The sequence below is a fragment of the Frankia sp. Allo2 genome, assembly GCF_000733325.1.
In the GTDB taxonomy this organism is placed as follows: domain Bacteria; phylum Actinomycetota; class Actinomycetes; order Frankiales; family Frankiaceae; genus Frankia; species Frankia casuarinae.
Genome location: NZ_JPHT01000001.1, coordinates 509,725 through 529,321 on the forward strand (window position 1 = coordinate 509,725; position 19,597 = coordinate 529,321).

Annotated in this window: 12 protein-coding genes, 2 pseudogenes and 1 riboswitch; of the genes and pseudogenes, 8 read left to right on the top strand and 6 right to left on the bottom strand. The window is 69.6% G+C overall.

What is annotated here, in order from left to right; translation table 11 throughout:
- Positions 1-62 precede the first annotated feature (62 nt).
- Together ALLO2_RS02130 and ALLO2_RS02135 are read left to right on the top strand one after the other, a co-directional pair.
- Positions 63-455 (top strand): PPOX class F420-dependent oxidoreductase, encoded by a 393-nt coding sequence (locus ALLO2_RS02130; protein WP_011438607.1) that lies wholly within the window; start codon positions 63-65, stop codon positions 453-455.
- Between the two features lie 48 nt (positions 456-503).
- The gene (locus tag ALLO2_RS02135) at positions 504-2,078 is read left to right on the top strand and encodes a cysteine--tRNA ligase (RefSeq protein WP_035729208.1); all 1,575 of its coding nucleotides are present in this window, start codon (positions 504-506) and stop codon (positions 2,076-2,078) included.
- Positions 2,079-2,130: 52 nt separating this feature from the next.
- On the opposite strand, the gene ALLO2_RS02140 is transcribed toward ALLO2_RS02135, so the two are convergent.
- The 3 genes and pseudogenes from ALLO2_RS02140 to ALLO2_RS02150 form a co-directional block, all read right to left on the bottom strand.
- Positions 2,131-3,714, bottom strand: a complete 1,584-nt coding sequence (locus tag ALLO2_RS02140; RefSeq protein ID WP_232234826.1) for an FHA domain-containing protein — start codon at positions 3,712-3,714, stop codon at positions 2,131-2,133.
- 75 nt (positions 3,715-3,789) lie between these two features.
- Positions 3,790-4,269: pseudogene (locus tag ALLO2_RS02145) on the bottom strand (hypothetical protein); the annotation flags it as partial.
- Positions 4,270-4,314: 45 nt separating this feature from the next.
- Positions 4,315-5,430, bottom strand: a pseudogene (locus ALLO2_RS02150) (PP2C family serine/threonine-protein phosphatase).
- A 990-nt stretch (positions 5,431-6,420) separates the two neighbouring features.
- Between ALLO2_RS02150 and rlmB the strand changes: the two are divergent.
- Entirely contained in the window at positions 6,421-7,512 is a 1,092-nt protein-coding gene (gene rlmB, locus ALLO2_RS02160) for a 23S rRNA (guanosine(2251)-2'-O)-methyltransferase RlmB (RefSeq protein ID WP_011438601.1), read from the top strand.
- Positions 7,513-7,717: 205 nt separating this feature from the next.
- On the opposite strand, the gene ALLO2_RS02165 is transcribed toward rlmB, so the two are convergent.
- The 3 genes from ALLO2_RS02165 to ALLO2_RS02175 form a co-directional block, all read right to left on the bottom strand.
- On the bottom strand, positions 7,718-8,098 hold the full coding sequence (locus tag ALLO2_RS02165; protein WP_011438600.1) for a transglycosylase family protein: 381 nt from the start codon (positions 8,096-8,098) through the stop codon (positions 7,718-7,720).
- Between the two features lie 2 nt (positions 8,099-8,100).
- Positions 8,101-8,276, bottom strand: a riboswitch (cyclic di-AMP (ydaO/yuaA leader).
- Between the two features lie 497 nt (positions 8,277-8,773).
- On the bottom strand, positions 8,774-10,423 hold the full coding sequence (locus ALLO2_RS02170; protein WP_011438599.1) for a peptide deformylase: 1,650 nt from the start codon (positions 10,421-10,423) through the stop codon (positions 8,774-8,776).
- 887 nt (positions 10,424-11,310) lie between these two features.
- The gene (locus ALLO2_RS02175) at positions 11,311-12,741 is read right to left on the bottom strand and encodes a lipase (protein ID WP_232234827.1); all 1,431 of its coding nucleotides are present in this window, start codon (positions 12,739-12,741) and stop codon (positions 11,311-11,313) included.
- 200 nt (positions 12,742-12,941) lie between these two features.
- Here ALLO2_RS02175 and ALLO2_RS02180 point away from each other — a divergent pair, with 200 nt between their 5' ends.
- The 5 genes from ALLO2_RS02180 (at position 12,942) to ALLO2_RS02200 (ending at position 19,493) form a co-directional block, all read left to right on the top strand.
- On the top strand, positions 12,942-14,876 hold the full coding sequence (locus ALLO2_RS02180) for an ABC transporter ATP-binding protein (RefSeq protein WP_035729416.1): 1,935 nt from the start codon (positions 12,942-12,944) through the stop codon (positions 14,874-14,876).
- 198 nt (positions 14,877-15,074) lie between these two features.
- Positions 15,075-16,220 (top strand): iron ABC transporter permease, encoded by a 1,146-nt coding sequence (locus tag ALLO2_RS02185; RefSeq protein WP_084588327.1) that lies wholly within the window; start codon positions 15,075-15,077, stop codon positions 16,218-16,220.
- Positions 16,217-17,074 (top strand): ABC transporter ATP-binding protein, encoded by an 858-nt coding sequence (locus ALLO2_RS02190; RefSeq protein WP_011438595.1) that lies wholly within the window; start codon positions 16,217-16,219, stop codon positions 17,072-17,074. Before ALLO2_RS02185 ends, ALLO2_RS02190 begins: the two co-directional genes overlap by 4 nt.
- Positions 17,075-17,106: 32 nt before the next feature.
- Positions 17,107-18,108, top strand: a complete 1,002-nt coding sequence (locus tag ALLO2_RS02195) for an ABC transporter substrate-binding protein (protein WP_011438594.1) — start codon at positions 17,107-17,109, stop codon at positions 18,106-18,108.
- Positions 18,109-18,164: 56 nt separating this feature from the next.
- Positions 18,165-19,493 (top strand): MFS transporter, encoded by a 1,329-nt coding sequence (locus ALLO2_RS02200; RefSeq protein WP_232234828.1) that lies wholly within the window; start codon positions 18,165-18,167, stop codon positions 19,491-19,493.
- Positions 19,494-19,597 lie beyond the last annotated feature (104 nt).

Below are 19,597 nucleotides of genomic sequence, written 5' to 3' on the forward strand. Positions count from 1 at the left end.
GACTGCGTGCCGGCGCGGAGATGAGAGGGTGGGCCGACCCTGGCCCCTCCCCGAGGAGTCTGATGGCTGACCGCCTTCCCGAGCCGGTGAGGGCCCTTGCCGACGCCCGGACCTACGTCGTTCTGGCGACGATCCAGCCCGACGGCTCGCCGCGGATGACCGTGCTGTGGGTGGACCGCGACGAGGACGAACTGCTGCTGTCCACGGTGCGGGGACGTGCGAAGGAACGCGACATCGCAAGGGATCCGCGGGTCGGACTGATGTTCCTCGACCAGGGCGATCCCTACGGTTACGTCGAGGTCCGCGGGACCGCGACCCTGACCGAGGAGGGCGGCCGGGAACTGATCGACCGGCTGTCGGTGAAGTACACCGGAGACGTGTACCGGTGGGATGATCCGGATGAGGTCAGGGTGGTCGTCCGGGTCGTGGCGGACCGGGTACTGACGGTCGGCTGACCCTCCCCTTGGGTCCCGTCGATCGAGCGGGGGCCGTACCCTTGACAGATGGGTCTCCACCTCTACGACACGCGCAGGCGGCGTGTGCGGCCATTCGAGCCGCTACGCCCCGGTCACGTGGGCGTCTACGTGTGTGGGCCCACCGTGCAGGCGGCCCCGCACGTGGGCCACATCCGCACGGCGCTGCCCTTCGACCTGCTGCGCCGGTGGCTGGTGCAGTCCGGCCGTTCGGTGACCTTCGTGCAGAACGTCACCGACATCGACGACAAAATCATCATCAACGCGGATCGGGACGGCACCTCGGTCTGGGAGCTCGCCACCCGGCAGACCCGCGCGTTCGACGACGCCTACCGCATTCTCGGGATCCTGCCCCCGACGATCCAGCCGCGCGCCACCGGTCACATCCCCGAGATGATCGCGCTGGTGTCGGCCCTCGTGGAGGGGGGCTACGCGTACGCCAGCGGCGGTTCGGTCTGGTTCCGGGNGGGNGCGTTCGCCGACTACGGAGCACTGTCCCACCAGCGACCCGACGCGATGCAACCGTCCGTGGAAGCCGAGCCCGGCAAGGCCGACCCCCGCGACTTCGCGTTGTGGAAGGCAGCCAGGCCCGGTGAACCGTTCTGGTCGTCCCCCTGGGGTGACGGCCGGCCGGGCTGGCATCTGGAATGCTCTGCGATGGCCGGAAAATACCTCGGCCCGGTCTTCGACATCCACGGCGGCGGACTCGACCTGGTTTTCCCGCACCACGAGAACGAACGGGCCCAGACGGTCTGCGCCGCCACGGCCCGCCCGGCGTCGAACGCGGCTTCGGCCGATTCGCCCGGCCCCGGTGGTGGCGAGCCCGGTGGTGGCGAGCCCAGTAGCGGCGAGATGGCGCGCTACTGGATGCACGTCGGCCTGCTGACGACCGGCGGGACGAAGATGTCGAAGTCGTTGGGAAATTCCGTCCTGGTGGCCGACGCCCTCGACGCGGTCCGTCCGCAGGTTCTGCGTTATCACCTGCTTTCCGCGCACTACCGGTCCACGCTCGAGTACAGCGCCGAGGCACTGGCGGAATCCACCGCGGCCCACGACCGGGTGGAGACCTTTGTCCGCAACGCGTTGGACATCCTCGGCGGGCCCGGGGAGGCGGCGGCACTGGCGGCCGACGAGGTCGTCTCGTCGGTGGCAGGGGCGCAGCCGACGGTGGCCGGAGCCCGGCCGGTGCCGGTTCCCGGGCCGGGTGGTGAGTCGAGGCTCACTCCGCGGCGGGCCTGGTCCGATTTCACCATCGCCATGGACGATGATCTCGCCGTCGGGCGTGCGCTGGCGGCCCTGTTCGGCGCGGTGAGTCAGGGAAACCAGGTGCTGTCGAAGGCCCACAGCCGGGAGCTGGCCGGGTGGGTGGACGTGACCCGCCGGATGCTGAACATCTTCGGTCTCGACCCGCATGAGCAGTGGCCCACCGCAGGTGCCGAGTTCAGGCCGGCGCTGGACGGCGCGATGCAGGTCGTGCTGGATCTGAGGTCCGCGGCCCGGGCCCGACGGGACTACGCGGAAGCCGACGCCATCCGGTCGAGACTGGCAGCCGCCGGCCTGATCGTGGAGGACACTCCAGAGGGCCAGCGCTGGCATCTGGCCTGATCCGATCGGCGGGTCGCCTGCCGCCCCGGACAGCGGCAGGCGACCTGGTAGATCAGCGGGCGCGCAATGTGATGCGCGTCCAGGCGCCCAGGTAGACCCGGTCCCCGTCACGAAGCGGAACGGGCTGGCCGGGCTCGATGGGGTCCGGTTCGTCGTTCAGTCGGGTGCCGTTGGTGGAGCCCGGGTCGCGGACCGCGTAACCGCCGTCGGGCAGCAGTTCGAACAGGGCGTGGCTGCGGGAGATCCCTGGGTCCTCCGGCGCTCCGGACAGGTCGATGTCGGGATGGATGCCACGGGACTCGCTGCGCCGTCCCACGAGCATCTGAGAGCCGGCCAGGGCGAAGACCCGACGAGGGTAGAAGGTCGGGAACGGGACCCGGTGGTCGTCGCCGCTGTCGTAGTACTCGCGCTCCGCCTCGACGATGGCCTCCCAGACGGTGCTGCCCGCCGACGCGCGGTCCCGGTCCCATCCGGCACCACGCCCGGCGCCGGCCCGCGGGTCGTCGAGGACCGCGTCACGGGGGTCGACGTGGCCGCCGCGGGTGCCGCCGAGTTCCGGATCGCCCAGTCGCGGATCGCCCAGTCGCGGATCGCCCAGTCGCGGATCGCCCAGCCGCGGATCACTCAGCCGCGGATCACTCAGTCGCGGATCACTCAGCCGCGGGTCGGCGCCGGGCCGAGCGTGCCGCGGGTCGGTCGTGTGCCGCGGGTCGGTTGTGTGCCGCGGGTTGCCGCCCCGGCTCTGGGTGACCCGGTCGCCGGCTGGCGCGGGCGGGGCGGAGGCGTCCATGCCCAGCGGGTCCGCACCGTAGCCGTACTCGGCGTCGCGCCGGCNCCGGCGGTGCGTGTCCGACTCGCGATCAAGGTCGCCCCGCGGATCCGGATATCCACCCGGCGTCCGGCTGTCGCGGCCGGTGGGGTAGCCGCCGCGGTCGGCCCGGTCGTCATGGCCGCGGCTGTAGGGGTCGCGGTCGTAGGGATCGCGGGGATCGCGGGGATCGAGGTCGGGGTAGCCGCCCGGGACGCGCTCCTCGCGGCTGTCGCGGCCGGTGGGGTAGCCGCCGCGGTCGGCCCGGTCGTCATGGCCGCGGCTGTAGGGGTCGCGGTCGTAGGGATCGCGGGGATCATCGCGGGGATCGAGGTCGGGGTAGCCGCCCGGGACGCGCTCCTCGCGGCTGTCGCGGCCGACGGGGTAACCGCCACGGTTCTCCGGCGTGCCCCAGTCCCGGCCGTAGGGATCGCGCCCGTGGTCGATCCGGTCGTCGGGGGCCGGCCGCTCGTCACGCCCGCGTGGGTAGGGGGCACGATCATAGCCACCGGGCGGGCCGTAGGGGTCCTCCTGATAACCGCGGCCCCCCCGGGACTGGTCGGGGTAGCCGTCGCGGCCATACCCGCCATACGCGTCGCCGCCGCGCGGGTCGCCGCCGCGCGGCGGGTCCGTCACCCCGGGCAGGTCGGCTGGCGAACGGCGGATGCCCAACGGGTCGTAGCCATCTGGACCGTCCGCATCCGGGCCGGTCTGCTCGGCTGGCCCACGCCGGCGGTTCCCGTCAGCCGAGCGGCCGGGGGCATCTGCTCCGTAGGGAGCTCGCCCGCCGTCCTCCGGACGGTATTCGTACCTCTCCTGACCACTCATGATCCCAATTCCGCACCGATCGCAGTAGTCGGGTCGTGAGACAGGTGCCCCGTAGGGCATCGTGCCCTCACCTGATCACCGGTTCACCCGGAGGGTCCTCGTCGACCGTGTGTCAAGGACCATCTCATCGATCTCATCGATCTTCTTGACGTTCTTCTTCAACCGAACCGTACCTGTTGTGGCATTGTCGACGTGAACCACCTTCTGTAGGAGGCGGTAGGTGTCTCCGTTGCCGGAGGCGAGCGCCAGCTGAGCGCCGCGTCCGAGCAACAGTGTCGCAGTCGCCTCGTCGTCGGCCCGACGCGCCTCCAGACCCCGTAGCACCGCGGCCGCGAGTTCCGCCTGGTCGGTGTAGTGGGCGACCGGGTCGTTGATCCGGCTCCACTGGGTCTCATCGTCCGTCCAAACCGCTCGGACCAGCGCCTTTGACGTCACCCGGCCGTCGACGACGAGGCTGACCCGCGCCGCCAGCGCCTCGGTTCCCAGCGCGCGGGCGGGCACCTGGACATTCAAATGGTAGTCGCGCGACTCGATTCCCCACGCGCCGGTACGGTACCGGAAGGTACTCGTTCTGGTAGACCTCCGCGGCGAAGGCGCTCATCAGTCCTCCACCCGGGCGGCCACCACCGTGATGTTGTCGTGTCCCCCGGAGTTGATGGCGAAGTCGACGAGGTGGCGGGCGACGTCGATGGCCTCGCAGTGGGGTGGGAGCTGGTTGACGAGCGCGGCCATCACGTCTGGCCGGGACGCGTAGTTCCACAGCCCGTCGCTGCAAACCAGTACCGTGGCCGGCGCCTCGATCGGGAACATCTCGGTGTGCGGCGCGACGTCCTCGACGTCGCCGCCCAGCCNGNGGGNGNGGGTGTGCGCCCGCCGGTGCGTCTCGGCCTCGTTGGCCGGGATGAGCCCCGCGCGCGCGGCCTCGGCCGCCCAGGTGTCGTCGGCGGTCAGCCGCTCGCACCAGCGCGGACCGAGCAGGTAGACCCGGCTGTCGCCGACCCAGCCGACTGTGACCATGCCCGGCCCGTCCGGGGTCGGCGGGGTGACGATGGCCGCGGCGAACGTGCACGACGGCGCCATCCGCCCCTCGGCCGCGCTGAGTTGGGCGATGGTCGCCTGGGCCGCGTCGACGGCGGCGTGCAGCGCGGCCTCGGCGTCCTCCGGGGAGAACCCGCCGACAACCGCGCGGGGCGATGTTCGCGGCTTCTTGTAGTCGGCATACGACGGTTCGAGGATGTCGAGCATCTCCTCGGCCCGGCTGACGCCGCGCGACGGGCGGGTGCCGTGGTGGACGGGGCGCCCCGGGCCGTGGGCACGCACCGCATCCGCGAGGACGGCCATGGCCGCGGCCGCCGCGGCGGCCGAGGCCTGCCCGGAGCCCGGAGTGGTCGATACGCCGTCACACACCACCGCGATCAGCGTGCCGNACACGACGGCCAGGCCCATGGCGTCCTCGTTGGTGGTGTGCCGGACGCCGCGGTCGCACACGCCGGCGAGCTGGCCGAGGTCGACCTCGCTGTGGTCGGCGTCGCCGTGGCCGGGGTGCGGACCCTCCAGCCCGTGACCACAGACCTCGCAGTACCGGTCGTCGGCATACACCGGTGCCGCGCACACCGGGCAGCGACCCAGGTCGTCGTCGAGTTCGAACGGCCCGCTCCCGGTGATCTGGTAGGCGACCGTGGGGGCGTCGTCATGCGGGTTGAGGTCCACCGTCATGCCGCCGGGAGAAATCGGACGCGGCCGGAAACAGCCGGGAGAACGCATGCGGGCGGTGTGCGCAGAGCCATGTGCTGGGTGCCTCCTGCCCCTGACGATCGGGTCGTCGATGCTCGCCGTGGCCGTCTCGGGACACCGACGGCGCGCGCCCGATGATCGACCGAAGTGGTCGCACTCGTCGAGCTGGTCATCACACATTCATGGAGATGTATTCTCCCAGCTTCCCCCACGGCACGTCGAGGGTGTAAATCGCCGTGCCGGCGACCTGATCCGACGCGCCCGCCATCGTCGGCGGGCGACCCTAAAAGAGCGTAAAGGCCGGGGGTGGATGGTGGCAGGGCCCCCGCATCCCGGGGAACCCCGGGCCTGCCGATCGGCGTGGTCACGCGGCCGCCGCTCATGACCCGCACCTCCGCTCGCGTCGTCACGTCGTCTCCCCGGGTCCGCCTGGGCCGCCGGGCCGGGAGGTGGCGCTCAACGTTCTATGCCGGGCATTCTCCAGGAATGTCNCCGCCGCGGCGGTGACACCGCCAGGTCGGGGAGCACACCCGCCGAACGCCCGCGACGGCGTGCCGCGCGGCCCGGCAGCCGTGACGAGCGCGGTACCGTAGGCCTCCACTCCGCCGAGCATGGTGAGACTGGCATCGAGATCGTCGATGTTGATCAGGTGGTTCCCCGCCTTCGCCATGGGGCACCAGCGGTCTTCGGCCCGCGACCACCCGGCGGCGGGTGGAAGAACGATGCGCACCTGACCCTCCTGACGCCGGTGAGGAGCGGCCGGACCACATCAGGTCGGGCCGTGGGCCTGCCGGCCCTCAGGATAGGGCGCCGGGTCCCCGGAAACGGCCATGTCGAGGTATGCCCATGGCAGAGCTCCTCCGCCGAGTTCCCGCCGAGCTCTCGCCGAGCGCGCCCCGACACGCCGGTGTCGTCCGCCGTATACCGTGGTCACATGGTCATTCCCCGGGCGTGTACTGGTCGGTNGTCCTGATGGCCGGCGCCGCTCGCCGGGACAGCGGGATCGCCCGCGGCGGTCAGGGCGGTCGGGCCGCCAAGGCCGGTTCCCACCGCAAGGGGGCCTCCACGGGCAGCGGCGGTCACGGCCGCAAGGCGCTGGAGGGCCGTGGGGCCACTCCGCCCGCGCAGCTGCGCCCCGGCCATCCCGCCCAGCGTCGTGCGGCGGCGGCTGCGGCGGCCCGTTCCGCCTCGGCCGGAGCCGAGCGGGGTCGAGCGGCCGCCGGCCGGCGCGGGGATGGTGGCCGCGCCGTCGCAGCTGCGGCCACCACCGGGCCGAGCGCCGTGGGGGGTTCCGCGGGGGCCGGGCGCCCACGGCGGACCGAGGGCGACGAGCTGGTGGTCGGGCGCAACGCGGTGGTCGAGGCGCTGCGGGCCGGGGTACCGTCGTCGACCCTTTTCATCGCCGGCGGGCTGGACTTCGACGAGCGGCTCGCCGACGCCCGCCGGCTCGCCGGGCGGGCCGGGATCGCCGTGGCCGACGTCGGCCGCACGGATCTCGACCGGATGTGTGGCACCGCTCCGCATCAGGGTCTCGCCCTCGTGGTACCGCCGTTCCGGTATGCCCATCCGGATGATCTCCTCGCCCGCGCGCGCTCGTCCCCTCCGGGTCTGCTGGTGGCGTTGGACGGGGTCACCGATCCTCGCAACCTCGGGGCCGTGGTGCGCTCGGCCGCCGCCTTCGGTGCCCACGGCGTCGTCGTTCCGGAGCGTAGGGCCGCCGGCGTGACCGCCGCGGCCTGGAAGACCTCGGCGGGGGCTGCCGCCCGGCTGCCGGTGGCGCGCGCCACCAACCTCGCCCGCACGCTCGTCTCCTACGCGGCGGGCGGCCAGTTCGTTGTCGGTCTGGCCGCGGACAGTGAAGTGAGCATCGACGAGCTCACGATGGCGACCGACCCCCTCGTCCTGGTGATCGGTTCCGAGGGACGCGGGTTGTCCAGGCTGGTCGAGCAGCGCTGCGACGTGAGGGTCCGGATCCCCATGGCGGGTGCGGTGGAGTCCCTCAACGCGGGGGTGGCCGCCGGGATCACGCTGGCCGAGATCGCCCGCCGCCGTCGGATCGGCTGAGCCTGCCGATCGGTGGGTCCGCCGGGTCTCCGCCGGGCGGGGCCGCGGAAGTTGAGCTGGCCGACGTCGCCGTGACCGGGAAACCGTGACCGGGAAACGTAGCGCGCAGCCCCGTGTCCCGGACGGGACACGGGGCTGCTGACCGCGCGCCGATCAGTACCGGCCGGGCGCGGACGGTGAAGGCTGGCGCGGGAAGTCGGGCAGCTCAGATCTTGTGACCCCAGCACGGCTTCGAGGCGTACCAGGGGCTCGTCCCCTGCTGGGCGTACAGGATGCGGGCGCGCTGCCACTGCTCGGCGACGCTGGCGTGCTGCGGCAGACCCTTGCCGCCGACCCCGTGCCAGGTGCTGGGCAGAAACTGGAACAACCCGCCGGCGCCGATGGAGTTGACCGCGCGGGGGTTCCCCCCGGACTCACAAGGGATCACCTTGGAGAGGAAGTGGTCGGCGTTCGTCGACGCGCTGGCCGGTTGGGACAGCGCGAGGCCACCGCCGATCGAGGCCGCGAGAGTGGTGGCGGCGATCAAGGCCCGGGAACCGAGCCTGATGCGGTTGAGACCACGAGCGAGCGAACGAGCGTTGGACATTGAGTTGCCCTTCCCCACGCCTGCGAGGTGAGCTGTCGGGTTCGGGCTGGGAATGCCCGGCCGCGCATCGCGGCTTCACCCCGAGGACGTCTTTTATCGGCGCCCGGAATTGGTTCCCCCGCTCCTGCCAAAGGTTTGATTCTCGTCGAGCGGGGGCAGGATTCGGCGTGCCGCCCGACGCATGCCATCAGGTGACGGCACGGCAACGAACATAGCTGAGAGTGACCCGGGAAAAACAAGAGTACGTGAGGATGCACACAGTGCACCCCACTTACTTGTCCCGATCTTTTTAATGGTGTTTCGCGCCCGCGTGCGCGCCCGATCCTAGAGGTTGTTCAGTGGGCTGAAAATCCCCAGTTCGTGGCTGGGTCGTCACGCTGACGGTAAACAATACGCGATGCGTGGGGAATCTGTTCCGCCGCGTGGCGATCGAGCCTCCACTACCCGCTGCCGGCAGTCTCTAACCAGGTTCCGAAAAAATCTGTGTCGACGTTCCGGCGGACCCGCACCTATCGCCTGCTTTCCGGACTATACGGCACGAGGGAACCATGTCATATGTCGGATCTAACAGTCCGTGTCGGACACCCGGTCCCGGCGCTGCGCCGTCGGCACGTCGGCACGTGGGCACGTCGGCATGCCGACGTGCCGCCCGCGGGGCGGGTGCGTTCGGGTTGGTCAGCGGTTGTAGGACCAGGCCGAGCCGGTACCCCGGTACTGCTCCACCGGGATCGGTGTGGTTCCGGCCCGCATCCGATCCGTGTAGAGCTGACCGTGCAGGTGATCGATCTCGTGAGCGACGAGCCGCGCCAGCCCCTGCCGATAGACGGTGATGTGCCGGTTGCCATCGATATCGGTGTGTTCGACGTGCAGCTCCAGCGGCCGGGGGACGAGGCCACGGACGTCGAAGAAGCTCAGGCAGCCCTCGTACTGCTCGTCGGTCTCTCGGGAGGTCTCGATGACGCTGGGGTTGAGCAGCGTGAGCGTGTCGCCGCCCGCGGTACGCACGATCGCCGCGGCGCGGTTGATGCCGACCTGCGGCGCGGCGATGCCCAGGCCCTTGCCGAAGGTGTGCAGGGCGGACACCCGTTCGAGGGCGGAGGACAGTTCGGCGACGACCCGGCGCGCGTCTTCGGCCTCGTTGGGCAGAGCGAACGGGCGGGCCGGCTGCCGCAGGATCGCCTCACCCTCCTGCACGATGCCGACGGCCGCCATCTGATCGCTGGGACGTGTTCCGGTCTCCGTGGCCGGATCACGTTCCGGCACGGTGGCCCGGAAGTTCCATTCCAGCCGGTAGCGGGCGTGCAGCGGCGGCTCGGTGGTCGACCAGGTGAAGATCCGCCGGTCGCCGGAGTCGGTGCGGGCGACTGCGGTCCGCAACGGGAAGGCATCGGCGGTCATCGACGTCTCCATGCCCCAGACCACGGGATCCAGCTCGGCCGGAAAGTCCAGCCGCACCGAGAGGAAACTCGTCGGTACCCGCACGGCACGCTGGAACCACGGCCCCCACTTCTCCCTGCTTACCTGGTAGCTGTAGTTGATCCACGCCGATTCGCCGGGATAGAGCGGAAATCGTCCTCGGCTGTTCTCGAAGAGCAGCCAGACCTCCTTGAGCGCGTCCCAGTCGGTCTTGACCTGCCAGGCCATCTGCTCGCCGCCACAGTGCGCGCTGAGCTGGAGGTCCTCCCAGCGCAGCGGATCGGATCGGTACAACCGCGCGGAGCGTTCCGGATCTCCCGGGAACCGGTCGACCGATATCCGCATCAGATACCGGGTTACCGGTTCGCTGCCGGCGTTGAGAAGACGTCTTCGCTGGTGGGCGACGTACATGCTGTCGTCGTAGCGGAGTTCGGCCCGGTCCTCCTCGACGACCAGGCCCCCCGGTCCGGGGGGGAGCCGGCCCGGGCTCTCGGCGACGACGGGGCCGGGGGCCGGGGCCGGGTCGACGGAGGGGGTCGCGACGTGGGCTACCGGCGTCGGGCCGGATCCGGCCGGAACCGTTGGCGGCCCGGGCGGCTCGCGCACGTCCCGTGCCGCCTCCCACGGCCGTGCGGCCAGGTGGAAATAACTGCCCGGGATGCGCAGCGCGTCGGTGATGCGTTCGATCAGGGAGAGCCGGGCGATGTGGTCCTCGCCCTGCATGATCCGGCTGACCCTGCTCTGGCTGAGCCCTTCCACCGGAGATGCGATGCGATTCTGGCTGGCACCGTCGTACTTCTTCATCAGCCGGAACACCGTGCGGAAGTCCCGCGTCGCGCACGCCGCCCGGAAGTCCTCCCGGGCCAGCAGCCTGGGCGATACCCGGTAAGGTCCAGATTCGTACGACATCGAAACGGCCTTCCATGTCGGTACGGTCGGTGAAGGCCGGAGTGAAATCGGGCGATCAGTCCTCCGTCAGTCGACACATCAGGATAACGACGCCATGTCAAACGGGCACAGATGTCCGGCTGAATGCTCGACTGTCGGGTATCCGACAGCGCGGGATCGGCGGTTTNCCCNATCTTTNCGGGNTTTTNTGGTAAGGCGGNTGTCGTGTCTGACTCCTTNCGGNCAGCGACGGCTGCTGGTGGCGTGCTGTCGCCGCCGGCCGGGGTGACAGGAGGCGCACCCGCCGCCTGGAAAGAGCTCGTTCCACCCAAGGAACTAGGTCTTCGTCCCGTGGCGATCCGGGCTGCCCTAGCGGCGCGATCCGGGCCTGATGCCCACCGATGCCGCCTCGCTCCTCGATGTCCGACGGCCCGTCGCGGCGGACAACTGTGGAGGGTTAGGCACGGTTTGGCGGCCGTAAACCGGTTCGCCTCCCAATATCTTCGCTTTCGGCCATCTATTCGCGATCTTCGGCGTTTCGCGCCGGGACATCCTCGGCCAAGGCCGTGCGGATGCGACCGCCGAGACGGCCGGGTAGTTCGGTCAACGGGGTCCAGCGGTAGTCAGGGAGCGACCCAACCACAACTGATCAACCAGATGTGGGGGGTCAAGTTTCCGAGACTCGTGGCCCATACGAGAAAGGCATGCCTGACTGACGTTTCCGGATCCCGGTCGCCTGCGTCAGTCTTGGTGGCAGGCCGGTCCCGCCCCGCGTCGAGCCGCGACCTCCGCCGGGCGGGGCCGGCGTGATGCCGAGCCGCGGCCGGGCGCGACGCCCAAGACCTCCGTCGGGGGGCTATGGACAGGTGGCCCTGCCCTGCCCAAGCAGGGCCACCCTCGGCCTCCGTTCAGCCCTCGCCGGTGAAGTGCAGAGTGACGCGATGCCGGTCCGACGGCCAGGCGGGCACCTGGAGAACGCTCCGGTGGGCTGTCTTTCCCCGCGGCGTCATCGCGACTTCGACCGAGCGCTCACCCGCCGGGATGAACACATCTACGCCGGTGATGAAGCCGATCCCGAAATACGCCGGAATCGGCATTGTGAGGTGGGTGACGCCGTCGGAATTCCGGTCGAACAGGTAGACGCCCAGGGCCAGTTTGGACCGGGGCGCGTCGGCGGCGTTCAGCACGTTCTTCCCGTCGATGCTGAGGACGTCGTCGGCGTTCCCCTGGTCCCCCCACCATTCGAGCGGGCGTTCGACGACCAGATCGGTGTGCCCGGGACCGGTCTCCATCCCGCCGCCGATCTCCTGGCCCGGCTGGCTCGTCAGCAGACGTACGAGGTGATCGTCGCGGCGGAACGGCTGGTAGTAGAAGTGGTGGTCGGGTTCCCCGCCGCGTACGATCACGAACTCGTAGGTGGAGGCGCCGTCACCTCGGAACGGACCCCAGGATCCGTCGCCGGAGAGGTGGAAATAACCTTTGAGGCTGTTCGCCCCCCGCCGACCCGTCCGTGGGTCGACCCGGTGAACCTCCAGCCTGGCGTCCCGCACACCGACATTCATCGGATAGCGCAGGGCCCGGCCGGAGATCTCGATCGGGCCCTGCTTCGGCACCACGTCGGTCGTGTGCGGAGTGGTTCCGGTGAGAAACCGGTACATCTCCCTGAAGGTGGCCGTCGAGGTCAGGAGCTGGGCGCGGTCCTGGTCGACGAACCGCACGTTGACGGCCCCCTCGACGCGCCGGGTCGGATCGTTCTCGCCCCAGACCGCCAGGGTGGGCACTCCGGCCGGGGGTCTACCCGCGAGCGAGCCTCCGACGGTGACGTAGTGCGCGACCCGGTTCGCCCGGTCGGATGAGCTGGTCAGGTACCGCTCGCTTAGCGCGGCGCCCTCGAGATGTGCCACCAGATCGAGCTTCTTCGCCCCGGTTGCCTTGAGGATACTAGCGATCTTCGNATCGAGGTCCGGAAGGACCTCCTCGACGGAGTTGGCCGAGGACGACGCATCGTAGTCGAAGGCCTCGACGTAGTCGACGGGATAGCCGTTTGCGGTGAATCGTTGCGCCGGTGTCTCGAAGAGGCTGCCCGACCCAAGGCTGCCGTGCACGAACAGGATCGGGAGGCGAGAGGCGTCCGGGGCGGCGACCGCGGCCTCCGCCAGCTCCCGCGCGAGCGCCGGGGAGCGTCCCGCGCCGGACTCCGTGCCACCAGCGCCGGAACAGGCGACCGCCAGTCCGGCGATGGCAAGCGCGCTCAGCAGGTGGAAGTAACGGCGGCGAGCCACTCGACGTCCCTTTCCCTCGGGATATCCGACGGCCACGCACCGGGCCACCGTCAGCATTTCTCCTGTCGGTTACACCTCGGTAGCGGCGCACCACTGGATCGGACGTTCTGCGCGTCCGACACGTCTCGTGCCAGAGCACAGTACATCGGGCCGGCGCATGTGACGGCCAGGCCCTCGTGAGCTTCGGTGCGGACGCGGCCGTTCCCCTGGTCAAAAACAAGGTGCGGGCCCGGCCGGTCGCCTGTCATCATCTCGGCATGGACAGCGTGGCCGGCGGGGTTCCGCATCAGGAGATACGGTCGCCTGGCATCGGTTCCCGTGGCGCCGGTCAAAACGGCACCGGCCTGGACGATGTCGGCACCGCCGTGGACAACCTCGTTTCCCGCCGGGTGGAGCGGCATGCCGCCCTGCGTTCCTATCTGCGTTTCGTCGCGACCTTCAAGGGGCCGGCTCTCCTGGTCGTCGGTGTCTTCGTCCTGTCCAACAGCCTGCTCGCCGTGATACCGGTCCTCATCGGCCTTCTCGTGCAGGCTCTCGCCAGCGCCCCGGTACAGACCCACGACGCGTACCTGTACGCCGGCGTCCTTCTCGCGTGCAACATCGGCCATGACCTGACCTGGCGTGGTGCCGAGGTGCTGTATCTCCGGCTACTCAACCACCGGGGCTACGAATACGAGAACATTCTCTTTGGAAATGTCATAAACGAGCGATATCCATACTTCGTCGGCAAGTTCACCGGAAAGATCAGCAGCTATGTGAGCACGCTCGGCCGCGAGTTCCGAGAGATCCTCGAGACGGCGTGCTTCACGTACGTTGAACAGCTGGTCAAGGTTCCGGCGATCCTAATGATCATGTTTTCGGTTAACCTTTACTCGGGCCTGACCTTCCTGGGTTCCGTCGCGATCATGCTTCTTGTTGGCAGGCACACCGTCCGTCGTTCGGCCCGCGCGGAGAAGCGGCTCGCGGACGAGGTCTCGGAGATGGACGGTTACGTGATCGACGTCATCTCGAACTTCGTGAGCGTGAAGTCGTTCCTCCAGGAGGAGGCCGAGTACGAGCGGGTCCGCCGGCGTCGTCGCCAGGTCATCGCCGCCGCGTATCGCTCGTCCTTCTGGAGCATTGTGTTCTGGACCTCGATGAGCCTCGTGGTCCGGTACCTCGTCTGGCCGGTGTCGATCGTCCTCAACCTGTATCTATTCCTCCACGGTGAGATGAGCCTGGCCCAGTTCACGACCTTTCTCTCCGCGCTGGTCCTCTTCTCCGACTTTATCTGGGGGACGGTGTGGGAGATTGCGCAGCTCAATCTCCGACTCGCCCGCATCGAGGAGGCCTACCACTACCTCTTCGCCGGTCGGAACATCCTGTCAGCCGGTCCGGATAATTCGGCCAGTCCGGATAATTCAGCCGGTTCAGCTGGTTCAGGCCGTCCTGCGGTTCTTCCCGCGGTTTCCGGTCGGCTGCAGTTCCAGGGCCTGTCGTTCGCCTATCCCGAGAACGACCGGAACCTCGTGCTCGCGGGCATCGACCTGGCCATCGAGCGGGGCGAAAAGATCGGCATCGTGGGTCGCAGCGGAAGCGGCAAGACGACGTTCATCAAGCTGTTGCTAGGCTACTACCCGCTCCCACCGGGCATGGTCGCCGTGGACGGTGTTCCGGTGTCCAACCGCCAGCTCGCTCGGGGTATCTCCTACGTTCCGCAGGACACCACCCTCTTCCACCGGTCCATCCGGGACAACATCGTCTACGGGACCGCGGGCCCGGTGACCCAGGCGCAGGTGGAGGCGGCGGCGCTGCGGGCCCACGCGCACAGCTTCATCTCGCGGGCGCCCGACGGTTACGACACCGTCGTCGGGGAACGTGGCATCAAACTCTCGACCGGGCAACGGCAGCGGATCGCCATTGCCCGCGCCTTCCTGGACGACAAACCCATCCTCATTCTGGACGAGGCGACGAGCGCGCTGGACAGCGAGAGCGAGGTACTCGTCCAGAACGCACTCGAGAACCTGTGGCGAGACAAGACGGTGATCGCCGTCGCGCACCGGCTGTCGACCCTGCTGCACATGGACCGCATCGTCGTCCTCGACGACGGCCGCGTCGTGGAGCAGGGGTCCCATCGCGAGCTGCTCGAGCGGCGGGGGNGCTACCACCNGCTGTGGNAGCGGCAGAGCGGNGGNATGATCCCGGTCGAGTAGTCGCCGGATGATGGTGACCACCCGACCACGACGAGCGGGTATCCTCTCCTGCCCCCTACAGAACCGTTGACGGAGCCCGCGCAGGGCTGTTAGCTTGCCCAAACGAAACGAAAATCGTTTTCGTTTCGTTTGAGTCAACGGGGGCATCCGCTGTCCATCGATCAACCTACGTCGGTACGTGCCACGCCGACGCCATCCGTGGGTGCCGCGGACGCGGTACGGCTGCGGGCGGTGGCGGCGCTTCGACCCGCCCGCGGGATGCCCGCGGTCACTGCCTGCGCCGTGCTGCCGCGCACGGCGCGCGGCGCGCGCGGCAGATTCTTGATCACTCTGCTCGCCCTGGTGCTGGCGACACCGATCGTTGTTGGGGCAGCGATCGGCGTGGGTTCGGTATCGGTGCCTCCCGGTGAGGTGTGGTCCAGCGTCGTGGCTCATCTGACCGGCAACGGTGCTCAGTCCTCGATGATCAACGATCAGATTATCTGGCAGGTGCGGACGCCGCGGGTGTTGCTGGCGTTCGTGGTGGGTGCGGGCCTGGCCGTGGCCGGAGCCGTGCTGCAGGCGGTGGNGCGTAACCCCCTCGCCGATCCGTATGTGCTGGGCGTGTCCTCGGGTGCCTCCGTCGCCGCGGTCGCTGTCCTCACCCTGGGAGGGGTCTCGTCGTCGGGGCTTGCCGCGGCGGTGGGGGTGTCGGGGGCGGCGTTCATCGGTGCCGTTCTCACCCTGGCTCTCGTGATCGCGTTAGGGCGTAGGCGCGGTTACCTGGACCCGCAACGGCTGCTGCTCGCGGGGGTGGCGCTGACCTATCTGTTCCAGGCTGGCACCAGCTACCTGCAGTTGCGGGTCGGCTCGAACCAACTCGCCGCGGTGCTGTTCTGGCTGCTGGGAACGGTGTCGGGGGCCGAGTGGGACACACTGGGGCTGCCCGCGTGCATCGTCGTGGCCGCGACGCTGTGGCTGCTGGCGCAGGCCCGGTCGTTGAATGCCTTGCTGCTCGGTGATGAGGCCGCCGCCTCGCTGGGGATCCCGGTCAGCCGGCTGCGGACCCAGCTGCTGATCGTCACCGCCGCTCTGACAGCGTCCGTCATCTCCGTCGCCGGCGGTGTCGCGTTCGTCGGCCTCATTGCGCCGCACTGCGTGCGGATGCTTATCGGGTCGGACCACCGGCGGCTGCTCCCGGTAACGGCGCTGCTGGGCGGAACGTTCCTCGTGCTGGCCGATCTCCTCGGCCGGGTCGTGGCCCGGCCGTTGGAGCTGCCGTTGAGCATTATCACCGCGGTCGCCGGGGTGCCCTTCTTCCTCGTGCTGCTGCGCCGGTCGGGACGGGCGAGTGGTGCCTCGTGACGGGCCTTCGCCTGGAAGGTCTGGGTGTCGTCGCCGACGGGGTACAGATCGTGCGCGACCTGACGGTCGGCTGTCCCCCCGGCGCCTTCGTCGGCCTGGTCGGTCCGAACGGCAGCGGGAAGTCGACCGTGCTGAAGACGGTCTACCGGGTGGTGCGGCCGACGTCCGGTGCGGTGCTGCTCGACGGAACTGACCTGGTCAGGGACCTCACCCCGCGCCAGTCGGCGCGGCGGGTCGCGGCCCTGGCGCAGGAAAGCCCCGATGGCTTTGACTTCACCGTCCTTGAGGTGGTCGCGACCGGGCGGACCCCCCACCAGAGCGCGTGGAGCCCGACCTCGACCGGGGATCATGAGATCATCTCGGCCGCGCTCGACACCGTGGGCATGGCCGCGCACGCCGGGCGGGCGTTCGCGTCGCTGTCCGGCGGCGAGAAGCAGCGGGTCCTGCTGGCGCGCGCCCTCGTGCAGGCACCGTCGGTGCTGATCCTGGACGAGCCGACCAACCATCTGGATATCAGCACCCAGCTGAGCCTGCTGGAGTTGGTGCGCTCACTCGGGATCACCGTGCTCGCCGCGTTACATGACCTCAACCTCGCGACGGCCTTCTGTGACCGGCTCTATGTCCTGCACGACGGCGCGGTGATCTGTTCGGGCAAACCGGAGGACGTCCTGACCGCCGACCTCATCGGCCGCGTGTTCGGGGTGCGCGCCGACCGGAGCGTCCACCCGGTGACCGGCCGCCTCCAGCTCGCTTTCTCCAGTCTTCCCTTCCCCAGCCTGCCTTCTTCCAGCCTGCCCGGAACAGACGAGCCGGCCCCGGTGGTAGCTGGCGCGGAAATCCCGATAAAGCAATGACCCGATGAAGCAATGGAAGGAGACAGAACCCGATGAAGAAACTCGGCGCCGGCGTCGCGGTCGCTGCCCTGCTCGTTGTTACCGCCGGTCTCACCGGCTGCGGGTCCGGTTCGACCACCGGCGCGGGCAGTGCGAGCGCGGCCGATGCCCGGTCGGCCCCGGCCGGTACCCGCTATCCCGTTGAGGTGGCGAACTGCGGCCGGACCCTGCACTTCGACGAGGCCCCGGCGCGGGTCGTCTCCGGGTGGACCACCAGTACCGAGCTCCTCATCGAACTGGGCCTGACGGACCGGATTGTTGGCCAGTACAACACCAGCAGCGGCACACCGGCGGCGAAGTACGCCAGTGTGGAGGCGAAGCTACCCGCCCTCGGTACCGGCGCACCGACCCGGGAGGCGCTGCTCGCCGCCCGGCCCGACCTGATCTGGGCGGATGGCAGCTATCTGTTTGACGGCCGGCAGCTCCCCACGATCGCCGAGCTGGCCGCCCAGGGCACCCAGGTGATGATTCTCAGCGGGTTCTGCACCGACGACGCCACCAAGGCGACGGTCCGTGACGTCGATACCGACCTGACCGCGCTCGGCATGATCTTCGGCATTCCGGGCCGGGCCAGGCAGGTCCAGGCCGACATCAACGAACGGCTCCGCCAGGTCGCGACGAAGATCCAGGGCAGGGACCCCGTCCCGGTCGCGGTGGTCGCCACCTACCAGGGAACCGTCTACACCTACGACGGCGTCTACACCGACATCGCGCGGCTCGCCGGGGCGCGGAACATCTACGCGGGCACCCTGCCCAAGGGCAAATACTTCAGTGAGCTGTCGGTGGAGGACCTCATCAGCAAGAATCCCGGCACCCTCGTCTATCTGCTCAGCGGCAGCGAAACCGAGGCCGAGGCCCGCAAGTTCCTCACCTCCCGGCTCCCGACCGTGGCGGCAGTCCGCAACAACCGTGTGTTCTTCCTCCCGCAGTCGGACTCGGCCAACCTCGCCGGCGTGGAAGGCGTGACAAAGCTGGCCGCCGCGCTGCACGCCTGAGCCGCAGACCCAAAAATGTGGAATGTGGGACGACCTGAGATGAGTAACAACCTGAGATGAGTACGGTACCCGCCTTCCGGCTTTTCCTGGCGAGCCGGGCTGTCTCCTGGGCGGGTTCGGCGATGACGCTCGTCNCGCTCCCGGTGCTGCTTTTCCAGCGCACCGGGAGCGGCACGCTCGCGGGCGTGCTGGTCGGTCTCGAAGCGGTGCCCTACCTCGTGCTCGGACTGCCCGCTGGTGCCCTGGTCGACCGCTGGGATCACCGGCGCACGATGGTGGTCACCAGTTGCCTCAGCGGCCTGACGATGGCCAGCATCCCCGTGGCCAACTGGGCGGGTGTCCTCACCACACCCCATCTGCTGATCTCCGCGGTGCTTGTCGCATCGGTCTTCGTGTTCTTCGATGCGGCCAGCTTCGGCGCAGTCCCGGCGATCGTGGGACGGGACGCGGTGGCCGCGGCGACCGGGGCGATGGTGTCGGTGAGCACCGTTGTCAACCTGGTCGGGCCGGCCGTCGGCGGGGTGGCCGCGGCCACGGTGGGCGCAGCCAGTGTGCTCGCCCTCGATGCGCTCAGCTACCTGGTCGGTGCCATCCTGCTCTCCCGGGCGCGCTGGGCCGTGCCGGCCGCAGCCGACCGGAGCAGGGCCGACCGGAGCGGGCCGGCTGGCAGCCGGGTGAGCCGGACCCGTCGCGACATCGCCGAGGGCCTGGGTTACATCCGGGGGCATCGCCTCATCCGGACTCTGACCCTGCTCGGGGCCGGCAGCAGCCTGTCCGGGGGCGCGGTCACCGGCCTGGTCGTCGTCGTCGCGGTACGGCAGTTCGGCCTTCCCGACGACGACCCGCGGATCGGTCTCCTCTACGTCGCCGCCGCGCTCGGAACGCTGATCGTCAGCCAGCTGCTCAGCCGCGTGCACCGACACGTCCCCACCGGAACGATCACACTCGGTGCGCTCGGAGCCAGCACGCTCGCCCTGATCGGCTGGTCTCTGAACACGGCGTGGCTGCCAGGGATGGGCATCCTGCTGCTCTGGCAGGCCAGCACCTCCCTGGTCATCCTAAACGGCATCGTCGTCCGGCAAGCCGTCACCCCCCTACGCCTGCAGGCCCGGGTCAACACCACCGCGAGGATGATCGCCTGGGGCGGAACGCCGCTGGGTGCCGTGCTCGCCGGCATCCTCGCCGATGCCTGGGGCACCCGGGCCGCTCTGCTGACCGCCTCGGCNGGCGTCGGCCTGGCGCTGGTAGCGGGCCTGATGGCAGGCCTCGGCCACACCGGCAGGCTTCAGGACCTGATCAGGGCCGACGAGGCACCGGCCAACCCGCCGCAGGCCGGGCCCGGTGGGCCGGACGCCGCGGTCCGGGCGGTGACAGCCGCCGAATGAGCCCCCGAACGAGCCGCCCGGCGGATGTGTGGATATCAGCCCATCCCCACGTCGCTCGTGCTAGCGTTCCTTTTGAAAACGAAAACCGTTTTATTGCGAAGGAG

Coding starts and splice junctions, on each gene's coding strand:
- ALLO2_RS02130 (WP_011438607.1), top strand. CDS start 63: ATGGCTGACCGCCTTCCCGAGCCGGTGAGGGCCCTTGCCGACGCCCGG.
- rlmB (WP_011438601.1), top strand. CDS start 6,421: ATGGCCGGCGCCGCTCGCCGGGACAGCGGGATCGCCCGCGGCGGTCAG.
- ALLO2_RS02165 (WP_011438600.1), bottom strand. CDS start 8,098: ATGTCCAACGCTCGTTCGCTCGCTCGTGGTCTCAACCGCATCAGGCTC.
- ALLO2_RS02170 (WP_011438599.1), bottom strand. CDS start 10,423: ATGTCGTACGAATCTGGACCTTACCGGGTATCGCCCAGGCTGCTGGCC.
- ALLO2_RS02195 (WP_011438594.1), top strand. CDS start 17,107: ATGAAGAAACTCGGCGCCGGCGTCGCGGTCGCTGCCCTGCTCGTTGTT.